The organism is Spongiactinospora rosea (assembly GCF_003315795.1).
In the GTDB taxonomy this organism is placed as follows: Bacteria; Actinomycetota; Actinomycetes; order Streptosporangiales; family Streptosporangiaceae; genus Spongiactinospora; species Spongiactinospora rosea.
This window is the reverse complement of record NZ_QMEY01000004.1, coordinates 414,737-436,109: the sequence shown is the minus strand read 5'-3', so window position 1 is coordinate 436,109 and position 21,373 is coordinate 414,737. Positions and strand designations below refer to the sequence as shown.

At 73.3% G+C, this 21,373-nt stretch carries 15 protein-coding genes; 6 read left to right on the top strand and 9 right to left on the bottom strand.

Going from position 1 to position 21,373, the window contains the following annotated elements:
* Positions 1 to 3: 3 nt before the first annotated feature.
* Positions 4 to 1,497, bottom strand: a complete 1,494-nt coding sequence (locus DP939_RS13860) for a M48 family metallopeptidase (RefSeq protein WP_113981059.1) — start codon at positions 1,495 to 1,497, stop codon at positions 4 to 6.
* A 275-nt stretch (positions 1,498 to 1,772) separates the two neighbouring features.
* Between DP939_RS13860 and DP939_RS13855 the strand changes: the two genes are divergently transcribed.
* Together DP939_RS13855 and DP939_RS13850 are read left to right on the top strand one after the other, a co-directional pair.
* Complete coding sequence (locus DP939_RS13855) at positions 1,773 to 1,961, top strand: DUF5999 family protein (protein WP_113981058.1); 189 nt, start codon at positions 1,773 to 1,775, stop codon at positions 1,959 to 1,961.
* Positions 1,962 to 2,167: 206 nt separating this feature from the next.
* Positions 2,168 to 2,413, top strand: coding sequence for a hypothetical protein (locus DP939_RS13850; protein WP_199565146.1), 246 nt, complete (start codon positions 2,168 to 2,170; stop codon positions 2,411 to 2,413).
* 8 nt (positions 2,414 to 2,421) lie between these two features.
* Here DP939_RS13850 and DP939_RS13845 read toward each other — a convergent pair whose 3' ends face one another.
* The 3 genes from DP939_RS13845 to DP939_RS13835 form a co-directional block, all read right to left on the bottom strand.
* On the bottom strand, positions 2,422 to 4,302 hold the full coding sequence (locus tag DP939_RS13845; RefSeq protein ID WP_113981056.1) for a serine/threonine-protein kinase: 1,881 nt from the start codon (positions 4,300 to 4,302) through the stop codon (positions 2,422 to 2,424).
* Positions 4,302 to 6,239 carry a serine/threonine protein kinase gene (locus tag DP939_RS13840; RefSeq protein WP_113981055.1) on the bottom strand — a complete coding sequence of 646 codons (1,938 nt, stop codon included), beginning with the start codon at positions 6,237 to 6,239 and terminating at the stop codon, positions 4,302 to 4,304. Before DP939_RS13840 ends, DP939_RS13845 begins: the two co-directional genes overlap by 1 nt.
* A 105-nt stretch (positions 6,240 to 6,344) precedes the next feature.
* Positions 6,345 to 8,642 carry a transglycosylase domain-containing protein gene (locus DP939_RS13835; protein WP_225878234.1) on the bottom strand — a complete coding sequence of 766 codons (2,298 nt, stop codon included), beginning with the start codon at positions 8,640 to 8,642 and terminating at the stop codon, positions 6,345 to 6,347.
* A 170-nt stretch (positions 8,643 to 8,812) separates the two neighbouring features.
* Between DP939_RS13835 and DP939_RS13830 the strand changes: the two genes are divergently transcribed.
* Complete coding sequence (locus tag DP939_RS13830) at positions 8,813 to 9,040, top strand: hypothetical protein (protein WP_113981053.1); 228 nt, start codon at positions 8,813 to 8,815, stop codon at positions 9,038 to 9,040.
* A gap of 64 nt (positions 9,041 to 9,104) precedes the next feature.
* Here the strand turns inward: DP939_RS13830 and DP939_RS13825 are convergent, their stop codons facing one another.
* The 3 genes from DP939_RS13825 to DP939_RS13815 all read right to left on the bottom strand — a co-directional run bounded on the left by DP939_RS13825 (position 9,105) and on the right by DP939_RS13815 (position 12,401).
* On the bottom strand, positions 9,105 to 10,736 hold the full coding sequence (locus DP939_RS13825) for a heparinase II/III domain-containing protein (RefSeq protein WP_113981052.1): 1,632 nt from the start codon (positions 10,734 to 10,736) through the stop codon (positions 9,105 to 9,107).
* Between the two features lie 68 nt (positions 10,737 to 10,804).
* The gene (locus DP939_RS13820; RefSeq protein WP_113981051.1) at positions 10,805 to 11,812 is read right to left on the bottom strand and encodes a CU044_5270 family protein; all 1,008 of its coding nucleotides are present in this window, start codon (positions 11,810 to 11,812) and stop codon (positions 10,805 to 10,807) included.
* On the bottom strand, positions 11,805 to 12,401 hold the full coding sequence (locus DP939_RS13815; protein ID WP_113981178.1) for an RNA polymerase sigma factor: 597 nt from the start codon (positions 12,399 to 12,401) through the stop codon (positions 11,805 to 11,807). The genes DP939_RS13820 and DP939_RS13815 overlap by 8 nt, the downstream gene beginning before the upstream one ends.
* 237 nt (positions 12,402 to 12,638) lie before the next feature.
* On the opposite strand from DP939_RS13815, the gene DP939_RS13810 reads away from it, so the two are divergent.
* Positions 12,639 to 13,859 carry an ROK family transcriptional regulator gene (locus DP939_RS13810; protein ID WP_199565145.1) on the top strand — a complete coding sequence of 407 codons (1,221 nt, stop codon included), beginning with the start codon at positions 12,639 to 12,641 and terminating at the stop codon, positions 13,857 to 13,859.
* 9 nt (positions 13,860 to 13,868) lie between these two features.
* Here the strand turns inward: DP939_RS13810 and DP939_RS13805 are convergent, their stop codons facing one another.
* The gene (locus DP939_RS13805) at positions 13,869 to 14,603 is read right to left on the bottom strand and encodes a DoxX family protein (protein WP_113981049.1); all 735 of its coding nucleotides are present in this window, start codon (positions 14,601 to 14,603) and stop codon (positions 13,869 to 13,871) included.
* A gap of 61 nt (positions 14,604 to 14,664) precedes the next feature.
* The gene (locus DP939_RS13800; protein WP_113981048.1) at positions 14,665 to 16,239 is read right to left on the bottom strand and encodes an MFS transporter; all 1,575 of its coding nucleotides are present in this window, start codon (positions 16,237 to 16,239) and stop codon (positions 14,665 to 14,667) included.
* Between the two features lie 227 nt (positions 16,240 to 16,466).
* Here DP939_RS13800 and DP939_RS13795 point away from each other — a divergent pair, with 227 nt between their 5' ends.
* Both DP939_RS13795 and DP939_RS13790 read left to right on the top strand, forming a co-directional pair.
* Positions 16,467 to 18,305, top strand: a complete 1,839-nt coding sequence (locus DP939_RS13795) for a tetratricopeptide repeat protein (RefSeq protein WP_199565144.1) — start codon at positions 16,467 to 16,469, stop codon at positions 18,303 to 18,305.
* A gap of 181 nt (positions 18,306 to 18,486) precedes the next feature.
* Complete coding sequence (locus tag DP939_RS13790) at positions 18,487 to 20,832, top strand: AAA family ATPase (protein ID WP_113981047.1); 2,346 nt, start codon at positions 18,487 to 18,489, stop codon at positions 20,830 to 20,832.
* Positions 20,833 to 21,373 lie beyond the last annotated feature (541 nt).

Here is a 21,373-nt window from a genome sequence, read left to right as displayed (position 1 = left end):
GGGTCAGCCGACCGCCGCGGCCCGTGCCGGAGGCGTGTAGTCGGGGGCGATCCCCTGCTCGGCCAGCCACTCGCGAAGGCCGGGGATGGACGACGGGTCGCTCGCGACCTTGGCGGCGTAGTGCGACAGCGCGACCTCCTCGCCGTCGGTGTAGAGCAGCCGGGCCGGGCCCGACCACGACAGCCGCCAGCGGGCCTCGCCGTGCTGGATCAGCACCGCCTCCAGCGCCTGCCCGAGCACGCCGCCGAGCAGCGTCTCCGAGGGGTTCCAGCCGAGCTGCCGCAGCTCGTGCGTGAGCGCCGCGGCCTGCCCCCTGGCCAGCGCCTCGAAGGCCGCGTCCAGGTACGGCAGCGGCGTGCCCATCACCCGCTGCCCCGCCACGGCGAGGTCGTGCAGCGCCTCGGCGTTGCGCATCTCGTACATCGCCGCCGCCACCATGTCCTCCCACGGCACCGGCCGCAGCGTGGCCAGCGCCTGCGGGGACCAGATGGTGCCCTCCACGGCGTTCGCCGCGACCACCGGATCGACCAGCAGCGCCGTGGCGGGCCTGCGGTCGGGGACGTGCCCGGGGTCGGGCAGCGCGGCGATGGCGGCCAGCCGTTCGGCGAGGCTGGGATGGGAGTCGTAGGGCGAGGTGGTCTCCGGCTGCTCGGCGGCGGCGGCGAGTTCGGCCTGCCTGCCCGACTCGGCCAGCAGCGCGGAAAATCCCGACATGACCTGCGCCGGGCGGCTGCCCGCCGCGCCCGCCATGCTCAGGTAGCCCGACATGAAAAGGTCCCAGCCCAGTGCGGTGAAACGGACCTTGCGCAGCGCTCCGCCCATCGCCTCGCGGCCCGCGATGGCCACCGCGAACCGGTCGGCCTCCAGCTCCTGACGCCGCGAGACGGCCTGGGACACGCGCATGTAGAGCTTGGCGTACGTGAGGAAGACGCGTTGCAGCACCGGGTGGCGGCCCAGGTGATCCACGGTCGCGCCGAGCGCCACCCGGCCCCGGTAGACGGGCGCGCCGAGCCGGGTGTGCGCGCCGCTGTAGTGGCCGAGCTCGTGGCCGAGCACCGCGCGCATCTCGTCCACCGTCAGGGCCTGGAGCAGCGGCAGCCCGATGTACATCCGGCGGCGGGTGGCCACCAGGCCGAGCAGCCGGGTCTCCTCGCCCACCGCCGCGTTGACCTCGGCCACCAGCCGGATCTCGTCGGGCGGGGCGGTGCGCACCCGCTGGGCCAGGTCCGTGACGACCCGCCACAGTTCCGGCTCCTGACGCTGGTCCACGGCCACGCCCGGCTCCTCGCCGGGTCTGGCCCGGCTGACCATCCACAGCGCCCTGGCGAGCGCGATGGCGGCGAGCGTCAGTACGGCGGCCACCTGAATGCCGCGGGCGTGGAAATCGACGAACAGATAGACGTCGAAGAAGACGGCGCCGGCGAAGACGAGAGCGACCAGCGCGTAGAAGCCCGCGAGCAGGGTGAAGGCCAGGGCGGCCCGTAGTGCGGTGGTCATCGGGGGAAGGACTCCAGGGGCGACGACATTGCCCACAAAAATAGTGGAATTCCCTGCTTAATATGACGAATCCTCGGGCGCTGCCGCCGGGCCGCCCGGCTCGGCTCCAGCCGGCGTTGTGCGAAGGTTCAGTGTTCTGCAAGCGGTTCTTCAGCGATGTGGAACATTCTGGAGTCGTGAAGGTGCATGGCCCCGTCGAGCAGGAAAAGTGTCGGTGGCGCTCGGCAGAATGGGACATGCACGCACGCACGAGCGCCACCCTGAGAGGTGCCATCATGTGCCAGCACCAGCCGACCTGCCCCACTGCCTACTCTGCCGACCGCGAGGCCGCACACGTCATCGTCGCGCACCCCGACCAGGGGTGGAGCCTGCTCTGCAACGGCGTCCTGCTCTTCGAGGACACCGGCCTGCTGCTGCCCGACGGCCGCGCGGTCGATCCGCACCGGGCGCCCGTCGCGGCCTAGCGCCGCCCCGGCCGCCCGGCCCGCCGGATCTCCGGCGCGTTCCCGCCACCTGTGGCGGCACGGCGACCTGCCTTCGGCGGAGGCAGGCAGGACGCCGTCCCCGCCCGGGTGGCCGTAACTTGCCGATGTGCGGGCGACTTGATGGCCCGGCCCCGGGTAGTCCTCCCTTCGGAGCAGGCGTTCGAGACGCGATGGGGGAGAGACCGTTGGCACGCTGTGAGACCTGCGGAAACGACTACGACATGGCCTTCGAGATCCGGGCGCAGGGGGCGACCCATGTGTTCGACTCCTTCGAGTGCGCCATCCAGCGGATGGCCCCGGTGTGCGAGCACTGCGGGTGCCGGGTGATCGGGCACGGCGTACAGGCCGGTGACCGGTGGTACTGCTGCGCGCACTGCGCCCGCGAGGAGGGCGCCGACCAGATCGTGGACCGGGTGGGCGCGCCGGCCTGAGCGGCCGGTCAGTTCGCGGTGAACCACAGGGTGACGTCGCCGAGATCGGCGGTCGGCCCTTCGGCCAGCGTGCGCACGGCCGCGCCGCGCCGGTCCAGCATGATCACTTCGGTGGTGCGGGGGCCGGACCGCACCGCGAGCAGGTGCAGGTCGTCCAGCCAGCCCCGGACGACGACCCGCTCGGGCAGCGGCACCGACGCCCGCCGCGCGCCGGAGGCGGCGTCCCACAGGCAGAGGCTCACCGAAAGACCCGGGCAGGTCGTGCCGAACACCGTGCCCGCCCATGACCTCGCCGCGTTCATGGCGAGCAGTTGCCCGACGCCGCGGAACGAGCGCAGCACCCTGCCCTTGAGGTCGTGCACCGCGACCGTGCCGCCCGCGCCCTGGTGCAGCACCGTCGAGCCGTCCGCGCCCCACTGGTAGGCCGAGTCGTGTCCGCCGGGGAGGGACACCACCGAGGCGGTCCGCGCCGCCGGATCGACGACCACGAAGCCGTCGGTCTCCTTGCGTCCCGTGCCGGGCTGGGGATAGATGGTCAGCAACAGCAGCCGCCCGTCGCCGCGCCATGCCGGGGATGCGGTGTAGGCCGGTCTGGCGACGCTCCTGATCTGCACCTCCTGCCCGCGCACCCGATCGACGATCCGGATCGTCTCGAAGGTCGGGTCGGTCAGGGCGCCGACGGACACGGACGCCACGTAGCCGCCGCCCGGTGAGGTGACGGGGTACTGGAACCCACCGTGGTAGGCGAACCGGCGGGTGCGCGGGTCGCGCACGTAGGACGGCGTGCCGCTGGTCTTATCGCGGCCGTCGACGTAGCTGGAGACCGACACGGGGTCGGCGGGGTTCTCGTGCAGGGTGATCCCGGTGCCGGGGATGCGGACCTCGGAGGTCGATGTCAGCGGCATCCTGCCGCCCCTGGGCGCGGGAGCCGCCGGCGGGGCCGGGCCCGTACGGGTGAGCAGGACGCCCGCCGTGACCGCGAGCGCCACCGCGCAGGCCGCGGCGGCCAGGACGACCGGCCACCGGCGGCGGCGCGCGGGCGGGGCGGCCGACTCCTGGCCCTTCGCCAGCAGCCGCACCTCGGGCACCGGATGGCCGAGCAGGGTCAGCAGCGCCTGTGTCGCGGTGGGACGCGCCGCCGGGTCCTTGGCCAGGCAGCGCGCGACCAGTTCGCGCAGCTCGCCGTCGAGTGCGCCGAGGTCCGGTTCGGCGTGCAGGATGCCACTGATCACCGCCGGCAGGTCGCCCGCCCCGAACGGCGGGCGGCCGGTCGCCGCGCACACGATCGTGGACCCCCAGGCGAACAGGTCGGCGGGCGGCCCCGAGGGCAGCCCGGCGAACTGCTCGGGCGCCATGAACGGCGGGGTGCCGAGCAGGTCCTCGCCGGTCCGTTCGGCCGCGTCCAGCGCGCGCGAGATGCCGAAGTCGATCACCCGCGGGCCGTCCCTGCTGAGCAGCACGTTCCCCGGCTTGAAGTCCTGGTGCACCACCCCGGCCTGGTGGATGGCGGCCAGCGCGGTGAGCGTGCCGATCGCCACGCGGCGCAGCTCGGCCCCGCCCAGCGGCCCGCGTTCCTTGATCACCTGCGCCAGGCTGGGCCCGTCCACGAACTCGCTCACGATGTACGGCACGCCGTCCGACTCGCCGGTGTCCAGCACCTGGGCCGTGCAGAACGCCTTCACCCTGCGGGCGAGCCCGATCTCGGCGGCCCACGCGCCGCGGGCGTCGCCGTCCGCCAGGCCCGCCTGGATCAGCTTGATCGCCACCCGCTCGCCGTCCGGCCCCTCGCCGAGCAGGACGACCCCCTGCCCGCCCTGCCCGAGCCTGCCGGTGATCGTGTACCCGCCGACCGCCGCCGGGTCACCGGGCCGGGGCGGGGCGGCGGCCATCAGCGCGCCACGCGGGCGAACTGCAGCGCCGCCTTCAGCGGATGCACGTCGGCGAGCACCCGTTTGGTCGCCCCGACGAAGTCGATGACCTTGACCTGGTCCGCGTTCTTCTTGCCCTTCACCGGGTCCTGGACCAGCAGGTGGTTCTCGTTGAACCAGCCGAGGAGCTGCTGCCCGTCCGGGCCGGTCCGCACGGTGGCCCTGCGGTCGCCGGTCTTGGTGTCCCAGACGCAGTAGTTCTTCTCATCAGGGCAGACCGTGACGAACCGCTCGCCCGACGGGGAGAACCAGTCCCGGGAGCGGGGTTTGCCCACCCAGTGGAAGGACTTGGTGACCTGCCCGGACAGGTTGTAGTACTCCATCCCGACGGCCTTGCCGTCGTGGTAGCCGCGGGCGACCGTGCCGTCCGGCGTGAAGGTGAAGGCCAGCGCGGCGTCGTCGGTGTATTCGGCCTCGACCTGGGTGGCGGTCCTGGTGCGCACGTCGATGAGCACGAAACCGGTGATCCGCTGCGGCTCGTGGTCGTCGTGAATCGACAGCAGCACCTTGGAGCCGTCCCTGGACCACACCGGGAACATCGTCTTCAGCGGCTTCTTGACGGTGGACACGGTGAACTGCTCGCCGGTGTCCGGGCGGAGGAACCGCACCTGGTCGGTGTCGGAGTCGCGGAACTTGAGCCAGGGGTTGAGCACCACCCAGGTGCCGTCCGGCGACACCTGGGGCTCCTCGCCGGTGCCGACCTGCTTGAAGGCCCCGGACCTGTCCCTGACATAGCTGCCGAACGGGCTGGACACCTCCAGGTACGCCTGGAGGCGGAGCGGATCGTTGGGGTGCTCGTGCAGGGTGGCCTGGGCCCGGTCCAGCTTGAGGTCACTGGCGGCCTTGCCCTCCACCTTCTCCAGCGGGGCGGCCGTGGAACCGGGGGTGACCGGCGGCCGGGCGGTGATCACCGGGGGCTGCGGGGTGGCCGTCGAGGTCGTCTCGCCGTCCGCGACGGCCTGGCCGCGCTCGCCGGGGACCAGGAAGTAGACGCCGGTGCCCGCGATGAGCGCCCCCGCCAGGAACGCCGCCCCGGCCGTGAGGACGCCGCGGCCCCTGCCGACCGGCCGGGTCGTGCCGTCCTGCCGCGACGGGGGCGTGGCCACCGACACCTGGGAGGTGAGCACGCTCGGCTCGCCCACCAGGCGCAGCAGCGCGTCACCGGCCGCGGGCCGCCTGGCCGGGTCCTTGGCCAGGCAGGCGGTGATCAGGCCGTGCAGCTCGCCCAGGTCCGGGAGCTCGGGCTCGTCGTTGACGATCCGGTTGACCGTACCGGCCATCGTGCCGCCGTCGAACGGCGAGCGGCCGGAGGCGGCCGCCGCCATGGTCGCCGCCCAGGAGAAGACGTCGGCCGCGGCGCTGGGCGGGCCTCCGCTCAGCCGTTCCGGCGCGGTGTAGGCGGGCAGCTCCACCCTGCGGGTCGCCCCGGTCTCGGTCGAGGTCACCGCCCTGGCCACGCCGAAGTTGATCACCCGGGGGCCGTCCGGGCCGAGCACCACGTTGCCCGGCCGCAGGTCGCCGTGGACCAGCCCGGCCTGGTGGATCGCGACCAGCGCGGTCATCGTGCCCACCGCCAGCCGGTGCAGGCCCACCCCGGTCACCAGGCCGCCCGACTCGGCCAGCGTGGGCCCGTCGATGTACTCGCTGACCACGAACAGCCGGTCGCCGTGGACGCCGGTGGCGAGGACGCGGGCCGTGTAGAAGGCGGAGAACCCCTGGAGGGGCGCGATCGCCCGGTGGAAGCGCTCGCGGTCCACGTCCGGGAGGAGCAGCTTCACCACGACCCGCTCGCCCGTGCGCGCCTGGGCGGCGAACACGTCGTCGCCCAGGCGTCCGGTCAGCCGGTGGCCGCCGACCTCGGCGGGGTCGCCCGGCCGTAGCGCGCTGATCTCCGGCATCGGAATTCCTCCCAATCCGCCCGTAGATCACCAATTATGGGGCTAAGGCGACCCGTGTCGTAGACCCGGAAGGTGACCGAGAGAAATCCGCGGGGCGACCGGGGGTCAGCGCTCCAGATCCTGCTCCCTGCCGAACTCCAGGCCCAGGTCAGGACCCTGCTCGGGGCCCTGCTCACGACCGCGCTCCCGGCCCTGCTCCCAGCCGTTTTGCGGACCCTGCTGCTCGCGGGCCTCCTCGTTGCCCAGCTCCACGATGATGTCGTTGCCGTCGCGGTTACCACGGCCGTCGTCGTCGTCGGACTCGACCTTCTTCTTGGGCGCGCAGCCCGAGCCGCAGCCGCCGAAGCGCGAGGAGTTGATCGGCTCGAAGGAGGTCTTCGGCGTGCCCTTGAGCGCGGCGATCATCGTGTCCTTCCAGATCGGGCCGGGGATGGTGGCCCCGAAGACCGAGCCGTAGTACCTGCCGCCGATGGTCACGCCGTTCAGCTTGTGGGTGACCGCGCCGCGCGGGTCGCCGATGCTGACCGCTCCGGCCAGGTCGGGGGTGGTGCCGGCGAACCAGGCGGTGGACTGGCTGTCGGTGGTGCCGGTCTTGCCCGCCGCGTCGCGGCCGATGCCGCCCACGCCGCGCATGGTGCCCTTGGTGAAGACGCCCTCCAGCACATGGGCTGCGGCGTCGGCCACCTCGGCGTCGATGGCCTGACGGCACTTCGGCTTGTACTTCTCGACCTTGCCGTACCTGTCGGTGATCTGGCTGATCGCCATCGGCTCGCAGTACTTGCCGCGGGCGCCGAGCACCGCGAAGGCGTTGGCGACGGTCAGCGGGTCCATCTCGTTCACGCCGAGCGTGAAGACCGGGACCTCGACCAAGTCCAGCCCGTCGGAGCGCTTGATGCCCATCGACTTGGCCGTCTTGACCACGTCGCACAGGCCGACCCGCTGCTCAAGGGCCATGAAGAAGGTGTTGACCGATCCCCACGTGCCGGTCTGCAAGGTCCGGAAGCCGGGGGCGCCCTCGTCGTTGGTCACGGTGTGGCTGGGGTCGCCGACGCTCTCGCCCTTGCAGTTCTTGAAGCCGGAGTAGCCGGAGCTGAACCCGGCTCCCGCGGTCAGCCCGTCGTTCACCTTCATGCCCTCTTTCAGGGCGGTGACCAGGGTGAACATCTTGAACGTGGACCCGGCCTGAAAGCCCGTGCCGCCGCCGTGCTCGGCGTCGGCGACCACGTTGTAGGACATCTCCTTCTTGCGCTTGGAGTTGCCGTACGCGCGGCTGGAGGCCAGCGCCTTGATCTGCCCGGTGCCCGGCTCGACCAGGGCCTCGGAGGCCATCGCGTAGTCGGTGGGCGAGACCCGCTTCTTGATCGCCTTGTCGGCCGCGGCCTGCATCTTGGGGCTGATCGTGGTCTTGATGGTGAGGCCGCCGCGGTTGAGGAACTCCAGCCGGGCCTTGGGGGTCTTGCCGAAGTCGCGGTTTCTCAGGATGTCCTGCCGGACGTACATGCAGAAGTAGGGGTATTCGCTGTTCTCGCAACCGCCGGGCAGCGGGGTGCCCTTGTATCCCAGCTTCTCCGCCTTGGCCTCGGCGGCGTCGGCCTTGCTGATCTTCCCCAGCTCGGCCATCCGGTCCAGCACGATGTTGCGCCGGTGGAGCAGCGCCTCGCGGAACTTCTTGCCGCGGTTGGGGTCGGTCGCGTTGGGGTCCTGTACGGCTCCCGCCAGCGTCGCCGCCTGGGCCAGCGTCAGCTCCGACGCCTTGACGCCGAAGAACCGCTTGGCCGCCGCCTCCACGCCGTTGGCGCTCGCGCCGAAGTAGGCGATGTTCAGGTACTTCTCCAGGATCTGGTCCTTGGAGTACTTCTTCTCGATCGCCATCGCGTAGCGCAGCTCGTTGAGCTTGCGGGCGTAGCTGGCCTCGATCGCCTTCTGCTGTTCCTTCTTGGAGTCGGCCTGGTTGAGCAGCACCTGCTTGACGTACTGCTGGGTGATGCTCGAACCGCCCTGGCTGACCCCGCCGGAGTGAAGGTTGGTGGCGAGGGCCCGGATCGTGCCCTCGATGTCGATGGGGCCGTGCTGGTAGAAGCGGTAGTCCTCGATGGAGATGATCGCCGTCTTCATGATGTCGGCGATCTGGTCGAACGGGACGACCTCGCGGTACTCCTCGTAGAACTGCGCGATCTGCTTGCCGTTGGCGTCAAGGATCGTCGTGCGCTCGGCGAGCGGCGGTTCCTTGAGGTCTTCCGGATTGAGGTTGAGCTCGTCCTTGACCGAGATGACGCCCAGTCCCACGCCGCCTACGGCGGGCAGGGCGATCCCGGCGACGAGAACTCCGGCGGCGACTCCCATTCCGGCCAGAGCTACGATCTTGGAGCCGGACCCGGCCAGACTCATCCCCCGTTTCGACATGTGACTAGATTATGGGGTATTCGTGGGGGCCTTGAGACCGGATTGGCGTACCAGGACTGAGGCGGTCCGGCTGCACATTGGTGACTCTGCGCGCCGTAACACTTACTGTGCCCGAATGGCTACAGAGGGTAATAATCGAGGAAACGCACTGCCCAGAGAAAGGGAACCCCATGCGTTTCTCGCGCAGGATCATCGCGGTCGCCTTCGCCGGCGGCCTGACCGCCGTGGCGCTCGCCACCCCCGCCGCCGCCACGCTCGAACCCGCGCCCGCCCCCGCTCCGGCCCCGGCGCCCGCGCCCGCCGTCTACTGCTCCAACACCAACCTCATCGGCAACGTGATCAACCTCGACCTGCCGATCCTCGGCTCGCAGCCACAGGGAAGCTGCAACAACAGCTGACCTGAGCGGCGACGCGTCGCGGAGACCCTCGCGGGGGTCTCCGCGACGCGCGTTACCGCAACGTTCAGAACAGCCCGGCGGGCAGTGTCACGGGGCCCGTGGCGGTGTGGACGGTGAGGGCCCCATCCGGGCCGGGGGTGACCTCGGGGTCGCCGGGGCCGGGCACGATCAGGGTCAGCAGGCGGGAGGCGGCGGGCGAGACCACGGTCACCGCCTCCGCCCTGCGCAGATAGCCGGTGCAGACCGTGCCCTGCCGTACGGACTGGCCCGGCACGGGGGCGTGGTCCGGCGGGCGGAACTGCAGGAGGGTGACGCGCCGGTCATCCGCGGCGAGCGTCACCCGGCCCTCGGCGGTGGCGGCGACGCGCAGCGCGGGGGCGAAGTGCCACAGGTCGCGCAGCGTCCATCCATCGGGCACCTCGTCGAGCACCGCCATCAGGTCCGGGCCGTGGTTCACGAGGACCGTGCGGGTGCGCCGCACGCCGTACGCGTCGTCGGAGAGCCGGTGGCACTGCCTGGACGGCCCGATGGCGGAGGCGTCCAGCGAGGTCGCCGTGCCCGGCCGGAACGCGGCCCGCTGCACGATCGGCACGCTGTGCGCCTCGGGGGAGAGCGTCCACTGCCTGAACTCAGTCCGCTCATAGGAGTCGAACCCCGCCTCGACCAGTACGTCGTGCCCGCCCGCGTGGTAGGTGACGCCGAGATGGTCCTCATGGCCGTGCAGCCGCCGCCCCGGGCCGAACCGGATCGAGTAGTACGCGGCCTGCGGGTCGTCCCACGCCGTGCGGCCGAACACGTAACCGGCGTCGAACACCCGCACCGTGGACGTCTGCGCGGCGGCGAACCGGGGCGGGCGGGTGTCGGCGGGGCTGTCGCCGAGGGGCGCGAGCCGTCCGTCCGGCTGGGTGGCGTGCGCGATGTAGTGCGCGAGGGCCGCGCGGCGTGCGGCGAGCCGGGCGGGCACCTCCTGGCCGCAGTTCTCGATGAGCCGCAGCGCCACGCCCAGCCGCCGGTGCACGTACAGCCCGTAGCGGGGGGCCTGCTCGTGCAGCGCGCCCTGCTCGTCGATGGCCAGCTCGGCCGAGGCCGTCATGCGGTCGATCGCCAGCCGGGTCCGGGCCGTGTCGCCCAGCCGCCGCCCGATCAGCAGCAGCGCGATGTCCTGGTCCAGGCCGTGGTTGTGGCCCTCGCGGTACAGGGCGGGGTCGGCGAGCACGTCGGCGTGCTCGGCGAGGGAGGCGGCCAGCCACGGATCGAGGACGTGGGCGCTCAGCGCCACCAGCGCCGGGCCGCGCAGCGCGACCGCGTGCTCGGCCCAGGCCCACTCGCTGACCCGCGCGCCGCCGCGCGGGTTGCCGCTCGCCCAGTCGCGGGCGATGTCGGTGGCGCATTCCAGGTGGCCGCGTTCGCCGGACCGCTCGTACGCGACGACCAGGCGTCCCATCCACCGCAGCGTGTGCAGGTTGAGCGCCCAGGACCGGTTCCGGTACGGGTCGAAACGCCAGTCGATGCCCCCACTAGGGGTGCGGCCCAGTTCGGCGGGCGGCTGTCCGGCGAAGGCGACCACCCCGCGCGCCACCGCGTCGGCGTCGGCCCCGGGGAACAGGCCGGCGAGCCGGTCGGCGGTGATGTCCGGGGGCGGCGGGTCCAGCGGGCGGCGGCCGGGCTCGGGCTTTCTGCGGGCATGCCAGAACAAGCGCTTGCTCCAATTCGGGCGACGGCCGAGCGCACGGCCGTGCTGGGGGAAGATGCCGGTTCAGCCGGTCAGGACGGCGAAGGCTTGGCCGGGACCCGTGGCGGGGACGGTTCGCTGGTGGTCCAGCCTGCTGAAAGGACGAGTTCGGAGCGCTTCTCCTCGCCCGGCCCCTGATCCGTGGAGGAAAGGACCTGAGAGGTGCGCGGGTCGATGATCAGCGTTCGTAGTACCGGCGCGTCCGAACGCCGCACGGTGAAGGAGAACCCGGCCCCGGGCCGGCCCCGCTCGTCGGCGCTGTCGCCGAGGTACCGCACCTCCGCCAGCCCGGCGAGCAACCGGTAGGCGGCGGCGCGCACGCCGGGCGGGGAGGGCTTGCTCCACAGCAGCCCGCACAGCGCGTCGGCGAACAGGCCCTCGGGCGCGTCCGCGGGCAGCATGCCGCGCACCCGGCGCTCCAGATCGGCCGGGTCGCCGGGCAGCCGCAGGATCTGCGCCACGGTGAGGTCGCGCCCGGCGATGCTGAACGGCGCGCGGCCGGTGACCTGGGCCAGGCCGCCCTTGCCCGGCGAGGTGTTCAGCGCCACGCCGTGCCAGGTGGACGGCGAGCCGTCCCGGCGCCAGGCGGCCTCGTCGGCGGGCGACCTGGGGCGGATGCCGAGGTCGCGCTCGCCCCGCCAGTGGCGGCCGTCCTCGGTGGCCCACTGCTCGTTCAGCCGCTCGCTGACGAGCTGGTGACCTCCGATCCGCCGGATATCGCTGCGGAGCCTGCTGACGTGCCAGTAGGCCCCGGCGGGCTTGCCCGGAACGGCCGCGGCGGCGGTCGCGGCGGCCAGCAGCACCGAGCGCCCGGTCAAGGTGGCGGCGGGCGTGGACGGCACGGTGCTCACCACGACGGCCACCGCGGTGGCGGTGGCGGCGGCCACGGCCAGGATCCAGGGCAGCCGGGCGCGGCGGCGGCGCTCGTCGTCCAGCCTCGCGCGCACCCGGGCGGCGGCGGAGGGGCGGGGCGGCGGCGGCTCGCCGTACAGCTCCCGCAACTCGCGCAGTTCCGGCAGGTCCTCGTGCGGTTCACCCATGCCCGGCCTCCGTGACGAGCATCGGATTGACAGGGCCCAGCGAATCGCGCAGCTTGCGCCTGGCCCGGCTCAGCCGGGAGCCGACCGTGCCGTAGGGGATGCCGAGCGCCGCCGCGATCTCCTCATGGCTCAGCCCAGCGAGCGCGACGAGCAGCAGCACGTCGCGGTCGCGCCGGTCGAGCGCCGCGACCGCCGCCGCCAGGCTGGGCCGCAGGCTCTGCGCGCTCACCTGTACCGCGACCCGCTCCTCGTGCCCCGGCGCGTCCGGATCGACGCCGTGCCGGGCCAGCGCCCGCAGCGTGCGCACCTCCAGCCGCCGCTGCCGGCCGATCAGGTTGGTCGCGATGCCGTACAGCCAGGACCGGACCGTCGCCCGCGCCGGGTCGTAGGAGGCCCGCTTGCGGAACGCCACGAGGAACGTCTCCGCCACCACGTCTTCCGCGCTGTCCGGGCCGAGCCGCTGGGCGGCGTAGCGGTGGATCTCCGCGAAGAAGGCGTCGAAGACCTCGGAGAACCGGTCGGCGTCGGCCAGCGGGCGCGCCGCGGCCTCCCCGCCCGCGGCAGGGCCCGCCCACGAGATCGCGGTCACGCCGGTCTCCACCGGGTAGATCTTCCCCTCATGTACTGCCTTTCGCGATGCGGGAACGTCGGACACTCCTTACTCTCCCGATCCCGCGGTTCACTTTCACGCCGCCCGGAGGGCCATCTCCGGTCTGGTGGAGTTCGTGGTATTTGGGCGGTTCGGTACAGGACCGTCGGCATGTTACTGGGGCGGGGGATGCGGCATGATGGGCGCAGCCTGGCGCGAGCGGGAACGAGGCTCACCTTGATCACTTCTACGACGGGCCCGCGGCCCGCTGACTTCAACGACGTCCGGGCGACCAACCTCGCGGTGGTCTTGAGGTTCGTCCGGGAGAACGCGCCGTGCTCGCGGGCCGACATCGCCGCCTCGACCGGGTTGAACAAGGCGACCGTCTCCAGCCTGGTGGCCGATCTGATCGAGCGGCGGCTGGTACGCGAGACCGGGCTCACGGAGAACCGCGTCGGGCGCCCGGCGACGATGCTCGTGCTGGACGGCTCGCCGTACGCGGCGGCCGGGATCGAGGTGAACGTCGACGGCCTGACCGTGGTGGCGGTCGATCTGTCCGGACGTCAGGTGCTGACCTTACGCAAGTCCTTTCCCGGTGTGGGCGCGTCGGCGAGTCAGGCGGTGGCCGCGGTGGCGGCGCTGGCCCGTCGTACGGTCAACCGGATGGTCAGGGAGGAGCGGCGGGTCCTCGGGCTGGTCGTGGCCGTTCCCGGGCTGGTGGGCGTGGAGGGCAGGGTGCGCTTCGCGCCCAACCTGAACTGGCATGACGTGGACCTGGCGCACGACCTCGCGGCGGCGCTGCGCGACCCGGAGTTCCCCATCCAGGTGGACAACGACGCCAATCTCGGCGCGCTGGCCGAGCACCGCTTCGGCCCGTACGGCGGCGCGGGCAACCTGGTCTACCTCACCGGCGAGGTCGGCGTCGGCGCGGGGGTGATCGTGGACGGCCGGCTGCTGCGCGGCGGCCAGGGGTTCAGCGGCGAACTCGGCCACGTACAGGTCGATCCGGCGGGCCCGCGGTGCGGCTGCGGGCGGCTCGGCTGCCTGGAGGCGGTCGCCGGGATCGGCGCGGTGTTCGGCCGGTTCTCCGACGGCGGCCCGACGGTGTCTCCGGCGGTGGTGGCGCCGGAGATCGACGAGGTGGTGCGGCTGGCCCGCGCGGGCGACCGGGCCACCCTCGCGGTGCTCGCCGACATCGGCGGCAGCCTGGGCAAGGGCGTGGCGATCCTGGCCAACCTGCTCAACCCGCAGGCCGTGGTGCTCGGCGGTCACTACGTGCCGCTCGCGCCCTGGCTCATCCCGGCGGCCGAGGCCGAGGCGCGCGTCCGCACGATCGCCCCGGACGCCGGCGGCTGCCGGATCGTGGCCTCCACCCTCGGGTACGGCGCGGCGGCGCTCGGCGGCGCGGCCCGCGTGCTGGACTCCATCGAGTCCGGCCGCCTCCCCGCCCGCCCCTGAGTCACGCCTTCAGGAGCCGTCGTCCGTCGCGCGTGGCGTCGATGGGCGGCGGCCTCCGGGCTTGCGCGCGGGCGGGCGCTGGGGAGCGGTGTCGCGGGCGCCCGCCACCAGCGTGTCGCCGGACGGAGGGTCCTCCGGCGGCTTGGCGGTGGACGGCCGGGGCTTCGGGGCACGGGCGGGGCCGCCGGACTCCGCGGAAGAGGGCTCGGCCGCCTTGTCCTTTTCCTCGCCGGGCGCGGCGGTCACGGCGGGCGCGGGGTCGGCCTCGCGCCAGGAGGCCAGTACGTGGTCCGCCTCGGCGTCGGCGGCGAAGTCGTCGGCCTCCTCCGCCTCGCGGCGCTTGATCACCACCATGTGATCGACCGACAGCCGCCCGGCCCCGCCCACCGACAGCAGGATCGAGGCCGCGCCCAGCGCGATGATCAGATCGACGTCGCCGGTCAGCGGCAGGCTCTGGTCGCCGCTCGCGATCACGAACACGGCCAGCGCCTCGGCGAACAGCAGCAGCCCGCACGGCCCCACCACGAGGCCCGCGACCAGCAGCGCCCCGCCGATCAGCTCGGTCAGCATGGTCACCGCCGCCCACACCTGCGGGGCCGGGGCCTGGAGCGTGGCGAACTGCCCCGCCGTAGCGGTCAGCCCGGCCTCCAGCTTGTGCCAGCCGGTGGCGAAGAATATGCCGCCCACGCCCAGCCTGGCGGCGAGCGAGGCGAGGTCGTGGAGAGTACGGTGCACGTCACTCATCTTTCCCCGCCCTGTCGTGGTTGCCCATAACCGACTGCCCTCCCGGGGGGTGGTCCGAACATCACGAGGGGTCGTCGTCCGGTGGCCTGCGGGGCGCGAGGACCGCGGCGGCCAGCGCCGTACAGGCGAGCAGCGCGATGCTGACGCCGATCGCCGAGTGCAGCGCCCCGACGAACGCCTCGCGCGCCGCCTTCAGCAGCGCGCGGCCGGCCGTGCCGCCGATCTGCTCGGCGACGTGGGCGGCGGCGGCCAGCGACTGGCGGGCCTGGGCGGTGGCCGCCGCGGACACGCCCGCGAGGCCGGGGACGGCGGGCGCGTACACGACGGTGGTGATCGTGCCGAGCACCGCGATGCCGAGCCCCGCGCCCAGCTCGTACGCGGTCTCCTCGATCGCCGCCGCGCCGCCCGCGCGGGATTCGGGGGCCGCGGCCATGATCGTGTCGGAGGCCGCCAGCAGCGCCACCTCCACGCCGAAGCCGATGCCCGCGAAGCACAGCGTCAGCAGCACCGGGTGGCTCTCGGTGCCCCACCACAGGGTCGGCGCGAGGGACAGCGCGGTGAGCGCCAGCCCGCCGCCCATGGTCGCCCGCAGCCCGCAGCGGCGCAGCAGGCGGGCGGCGGAGAGGCCGCCCACGACGGCGGCGACCATCAGCGGCAGCATCCGCACGGCGGCGGTCAGCGGGCTGTCGCCCAGCACCAGCTGGAGGTACTGGGCGAGCATCAGCTCCAGCCCGACCAGCGCGAACACGGCCAGCAGCACGGTGGCCACGCCGGTGGAGAAGCCCCTGCGGGCGAACAGCTCCACGTCGAGCAGCGGGTGGGCCAGCCGCCGCTGCCTGCGCACGAACACGGCCAGCAGGCCCGCCCCGGCGGCGAAGATCGCCAGCGCGGGACCCACGCCGAGCACGTGCCCTGAGCCCGCCTCCTTCAGGCCGAAGGCCAGCGCCAGGATGCCCAGCACGGAGAGCGCGGCGCTGGGCGCGTCCCAGCGGTGGCGGGTGGCGTCCGCGCCGGTGGACTCGGGCAGCAGCCGGGCGGCGGCGGGCAGCAGTACCAGCAGGATCGGTACGTTGATCAGGAACACCGCGCCCCACCAGGCGTGCTCCACCAGCACGCCGCCGATCAGCGGGCCGACCGCCGCCCCGCCCGCCGCGACCGCGCTCCACACGCCGAGGGCGAACGCCCGCTCCCTGCGGTCGGTGAACACCTCACGGATGATGGACAGCGTGGCGGGCATGATCATCGCGCCGCCCACGCCGAGCAGTGCCCTGGCGATGATCAGCACGGCCGGAGATCCCGCCGCGGCCGCGGCCGCCGAGGCGATCCCGAACACCGCGTAACCGGCCAGGACGAGCCTGCGCCTGCCGTACCGGTCGCCGAGGGTGCCGAAGGTGATCAGCAGTGGCGCGACCACCAGGGAGTAGACGTCGATGATCCAGAGGAGTTCGATCGCGGTGGGTTCGAGGGCGGCAGTGAGCGCGGGGACCGCGATGTGCAGGACGGTGGCGTCCACCGCGATCAGCAGCAGGCTGAAGCACAGCAGCGCGAGCACCGCCCACCGGCTCACCCGGCGGCGGCGCATGCCGCTCCCGGCCCGCTGAACCTGGGAGTCGGCGACCATCCCGAACGTGATCATGGCCGCTCAGGGGGACCCGGCCCGCACGAACATGCGTGGCAGCTTAGGCCATCGCACCCCGCCCGGGGGCGGGCATCGAAGGATGTGTCATGTGGTATGCGGATCGGATACGCCAATCCCCACAGATGCGGACAAGGTGTGATCTAGAAGCGACTACCTCTCTAGAGAGATACAGCCATGTGTCGGGGACCTAGGCAAACGGTGATCTCACACGGACCATTGCGATCGTGGACAGGGACCGCGAGCAGACGGCCCGGCCGCCCCGACCGGGGCCTGTCGCCGCATGGGTCCCCCGCAATCCCGACAATCCGCGCGAGTGGTGTGTTTCAGCGGTCGCGCGGCTGAACGCGGGGGAGCCGGACTCCGCGCTGGAGGCGGCCCGGCAGGCGCTGGCCCGCGACCAGCGGCTGGAATGGGCGCATCGCATCGAGAGCCTGGCGCTGGAACGCCTCGGACATGACCAGGAGGCGGTGGAGTCGGCCGAGCGGGCCGTGCTGCTGGCGCCGGGGTCGTGGCCCGCCCGGCTGCGTTCGGCGTCGGCCCTGCGCCGGATCCCCGGACGCAGGCGCGAGGCGTGGGACGAGGCGGCCAAGGCGCTCTGGTTCGCCCCCGAGGAGCCCGACGTCCGCGTACTCACCGGGGACCTGGCCCTGCTCAGGGGCGAGCACGGGCGGGCGGCCGCCGCGTACCGGGCGGCGCTGCGCGAGGCCCCCGGGCATCCGGCGGCGCGGATCAACCTCGGGCTGACCCTGCTGCGCTGGGAACGCCCGCGCGGCCACCACGACGACGACTGGCCGGTCGATCCCCGGGAGACCGGCCGGGCACGGCGGGCGCTGGAGGTGTGGTCCAGGCAGGTACGCGCGCTGCTCGCCCTGGCCCTGGCGGCGGCGATGGCGGTCGCCGCGCCGACCGGCCTGCGCGCCGAGGCCCGAGCCGGCGGGCTGCTGGTGCTCGTGATCGTCGCGGCGCTCACCCTGCGGCAGGCCCGCAGGATACGGACCTGGAGATACGTGCCGGGGATGCTCGGGCGCGACCTGTGGTTCGGCGTGGCGGTGGGCGTGACGCCGCTGGTGGTGCTCGCGTACGCGGTCGCCGTCGCCGCACTGCCCGCCGAGACCCCCGGCGTGGTGTGGGCGGGGTCGGCCGGGCTGGTGCTCGGCAACGCGCCCGCCCTGGCGGTGGTCCGCGTACTGGCCGAAGGGTGGCGGGGCAGGCCCGTACGCGCGCTCGCGGAGTTCGCCGCCGCGCTGCCCGAGCGCACCGCCAGGCGCGACGCCGCCGTGGCGATCTGGATCCTGGCGGTCCGCGCCTGGTCGGTCACGCTGGTGCTGGCGGGGGTGGCGGCGGGCGCCGGACGGCCGTACGCCGGGCTCGGCGCGCTGCTCGTGCCGCTCGCGCTGGCGCGGATCAGGCGGTCCGCCGGACTATCCGGCCGTACGCGGACCGTCCTCGCCGCCGACCCCTCCCTCGGTGTGGCCCTGGCCCTGCTCCTCGTGGCCTGCCTGGGGCTGTCGGCCGCGGTCCTGCCCGTACCGGTCGCGGTGTGGGGCTGGCGAACCGGCCTGGCCGCGCTGCTCGCCATGGCGCTGGTGTTCGCGCTACGCGCGGTACGGGCCTGGTGGCGCGGCTCCCCGGGTCCGTGGCGGCCCTCCCTGGTCATGTGCGAGGGCTGCGGGACGTGGCCCCCCGCCGACGTCCGTCCCGGCGTGGGCCTGAGCCAGGAGGTACGACGGGCGTTCACCTCCTCCCGCGGCGTGGTCCTCGCCTACACCGACGCGAGCGGCCCCCGCGCCCTGGCCGTCGGGGCCGTGGCCTCGGTCGGCCCCGCGGGCGAACTCCGGCTGATCGCCGCCGACGAGGCCTGGCAGGCCGCCGAGCGCGACCCCAAGGTGGCGGTCTTCGTGACCGATCCGATGGAACGCCGGTTCTGGGCGGAGGTGCGCGGGATAGCCCTCGGTGACCCCGAGGCCGAGGTGCTGCGGGTGACGCCGAAGGAAGTCGTCATCGGCGAATACCCGGGCCGCCATCAGGGAAGGCACCATGGTGACCGGCCGGGCCGCGCCTGACCGGCACCAGGCATTCCTCCGAGCGATTCACCAGGCGAGCCCGTGAGACGACGGGCCGGGCCGGGCACCGGCGTCCGGCCGGCTCTGTAGCACGCGGCCCGCCACGGCGAAACGCCGGGCGACGCAGGCGCCCAAATGTCGCTCCCGTGCGGTATAACCGGGGGCGGACCGGGGAGGCGTGATGCGGGATTCCGGCAGGGCCCGGCCGACGGGGCGTGCAGCGGCCAGGGGTCTGTTCGAGCAGATCCGAGTTCGCTATTTCCAGATATCACCGGGCGTCCGGCGGGCGGGTTACGTCGTCGTGGCGATCGCCTCCGTCGGGGTCGCCATCGCGCTCGGCTGGCAGCTCGACAAGGCCCTCCTGCTGACCCTCATCGTGCTCGGCTTCCTCGCGCTCACCCTGCGCTTCCCCCGGGCGGCGGCCACGGCCCTGGTCGTGGCCGGATGGGCGATGCTGCTGCCGGTCTTCCAGAGCATGTTCGGCAGCCAGTCCTTCGCCCCCATGCTGATGATGCTGCTCGGCGGCGTCGTCGCGGGCGTCGCCCACCTGATCCGCTGGGTCCCCCCGTGGGCCACCGCGCTGGCCGCGCTGGTGGTGGCGGGCCTGCTGGCCGGGGCCCTGTTCCTGGCCTCCCCGATCGTCGCGCTGTGGGGGGCCTGGGCCGGGGCCGCCGTGGTGCTCGCCTACCGGTTCGCCGCCGCCCGCAGGGTCCGCGCCGCGCTCACCGCGGGCGAGGCCAAGCCGGTCCAGGCCCGCGCCCGCGACGGCGCCCCGCAGCAGGGCGCTGCCTCCGCCGAGGCCGCCGCGCCGCCGCCGATCTCGGTGGAAGACGCGCTGGGCGAGCTGGAGCGCATGATCGGACTGCTGCCGGTCAAGGAGCAGGTGCGCTCGATCGCCGCGTCCATCGAGGCGTCCAGGCTGCGCGCCGAGGCGGGCTACACCACCGAGCGGCCGATGCGCCACTTCGTCTTCGCGGGCCCGCCGGGCACCGGCAAGACCAGCGTGGCCCGCACCCTCGCCAAGATCTTCTACGCGTTCGGGCTGCTGGAGACGCCTTACGTGGTGGAGGCGCAGCGGGCCGACCTGGTGGGCGAATACCTCGGGGCGACCGCGATCAAGACCAACGAGCTGATCGACCGGGCGCTCGGCGGGGTGCTGTTCATCGACGAGGCGTACAGCCTGATGAACACCGGCGACGGGCAGGCCGACAGATTCGGTTCGGAGGCCGTCCAGACCCTGCTCAAGCGGGCCGAGGACGACCGCGACCGGCTGATCATCATCCTGGCCGGCTACGAGAAGGAGATGACCTCCTTCCTGTCGTCCAACCCCGGGCTGTCCTCCAGGTTCGCCACCAGGGTCAAGTTCCCCAGCTACAGCGCCGAGGAGCTGCTGGGCATCACCGAGGAGCTGCAGCGCGCCCGGGGCGACAGGCTCGCCGCCGACGCGCGTCCGGTGCTCGCCGGGCTGCTGTCCGACGTCGAGCGCCGCGGGCTGGTGGACGACCTGGGCAACGCCAGGTTCGCCCGCAGTCTGGTGGAGGCCGCCGCCCAGGCGCGCGACGTGCGGGTGGTGGGCGCGGGCGGCGCGCCGAGCGCCGACGACCTGGTGGTCACCGCGACCCCCGACGTGACCAAGGCGTTCGACGAGCTGACCGCGAGGTTCCGCGGGTTCGCGGCGATCCCCACCCTGGAGGAGGCGCTGGCCGACCTCGACCGGATGGCCGGGCTCGACCCGGTCAAACGGCAGGTACACGCCATCACCGCGCAGCTCCGAGTGGCGCGGATGCGCCAGGAACAGGGCCTGCCCACCCCGCCGCAGATGCGGCACTTCGTCTTCACCGGCCCGCCGGGCACCGGCAAGACCACGGTCGCCCGCATCCTGGGCCGCATCTTCGCCGCGCTCGGCCTGCTGGCCCGGCCCGACGTCGTGGAGGCACAGCGCGCCGACCTGGTGGGCCAGCACCTCGGGGCGACCGCGATCAAGACCAACGAGCTGGTCGACCGGGCGATCGGCGGGGTGCTGTTCATCGACGAGGCGTACAGCCTGATCAACACCGGCTACGCGGGCGGCGACGCCTTCGGCGCGGAGGCCGTGCAGACCCTGCTCAAGCGGGCCGAGGACGACCGCGACCGGCTGGTGATCGTGCTGGCCGGCTACGCCAGGGAGATGGACGCCTTCCTGTCCACCAACCCCGGCCTGGCCAGCCGGTTCAACCAGCGCGTCGGCTTCCCCTCCTACGCGCCCGACGAGCTGGCCGAGATCGCGGGCCTGCTGGCCGAACAGGCGGGCGACCGCTTCGACGAGGCGGCCGGGCGCGACCTGGCCGAGGTCTTCGCCTGGGTCTGCGGCGAGGGCCTGATCGACAACCTCGGCAACGGCCGCTTCGCCCGCTCGCTGTTCGAGCGCGCCGCCATGCGCCGCGACGTCCGCCTCGCCGCCCGCGGCGACACCGCCACCGCCGCCGACCTCACCACCATCACCAGCGACGACGTCCGCGCCGCAGTGGACGAACTCGCCGACCGCTGACCACGCGACGCCTGGGCGGTGACCGGCCGCCTTGGCCGTTGCCGGAGCGGGCCGCGATGCCCGGTTCGCCGCTCGCGGCCGAGGCGATGGGGCCGGCCCGGTCGTCGTTTCGGGCGGGCCGTGGCGTCCGGTTCCTCGCGAGTGCGGCCGACCTGGCCGTCATCACCGGCGATGACGTCCGATCGCTGGGATCTGGATGACGACCTGGGCGACGGCGCGTTCGCCTGATCGTCTGTCCGAGCCGGGCCGCGATGTCGGTTCGGCCGCTCACGGTGATCCCGTGGGTGCGGCCGATCTGACCACAAGCCGCGGTGGTGAGCCGGCCGATCGTTGACCGCGCGGCCTGTGCCGGGCTTGGTCGACGATCTGGGTGCTGGCCGGTTGAGTCGGTCGTTGTCCGGGCGGGCTGCGATGCGGCGCGGTGTGATGGCGTTCCGTCGGGTGGGGTGAACGGGAACGTTCGAATCGGGTGTCGCGCAGGTCGGCCACTTCGGCCGCGGGAAGGTCCCATCACTCCGCACGACGCCATCTGTGATGGCCG

Coding starts and splice junctions, on each gene's coding strand:
- DP939_RS13860 (WP_113981059.1), bottom strand. CDS start 1,497: ATGACCACCGCACTACGGGCCGCCCTGGCCTTCACCCTGCTCGCGGGC.
- DP939_RS13855 (WP_113981058.1), top strand. CDS start 1,773: ATGTGCCAGCACCAGCCGACCTGCCCCACTGCCTACTCTGCCGACCGC.
- DP939_RS13845 (WP_113981056.1), bottom strand. CDS start 4,302: ATGGCCGCCGCCCCGCCCCGGCCCGGTGACCCGGCGGCGGTCGGCGGG.
- DP939_RS13840 (WP_113981055.1), bottom strand. CDS start 6,239: ATGCCGGAGATCAGCGCGCTACGGCCGGGCGACCCCGCCGAGGTCGGC.
- DP939_RS13835 (WP_225878234.1), bottom strand. CDS start 8,642: ATGTCGAAACGGGGGATGAGTCTGGCCGGGTCCGGCTCCAAGATCGTA.
- DP939_RS13830 (WP_113981053.1), top strand. CDS start 8,813: ATGCGTTTCTCGCGCAGGATCATCGCGGTCGCCTTCGCCGGCGGCCTG.
- DP939_RS13820 (WP_113981051.1), bottom strand. CDS start 11,812: ATGGGTGAACCGCACGAGGACCTGCCGGAACTGCGCGAGTTGCGGGAG.
- DP939_RS13805 (WP_113981049.1), bottom strand. CDS start 14,603: ATGAGTGACGTGCACCGTACTCTCCACGACCTCGCCTCGCTCGCCGCC.
- DP939_RS13800 (WP_113981048.1), bottom strand. CDS start 16,239: ATGATCACGTTCGGGATGGTCGCCGACTCCCAGGTTCAGCGGGCCGGG.
- DP939_RS13790 (WP_113981047.1), top strand. CDS start 18,487: ATGCGGGATTCCGGCAGGGCCCGGCCGACGGGGCGTGCAGCGGCCAGG.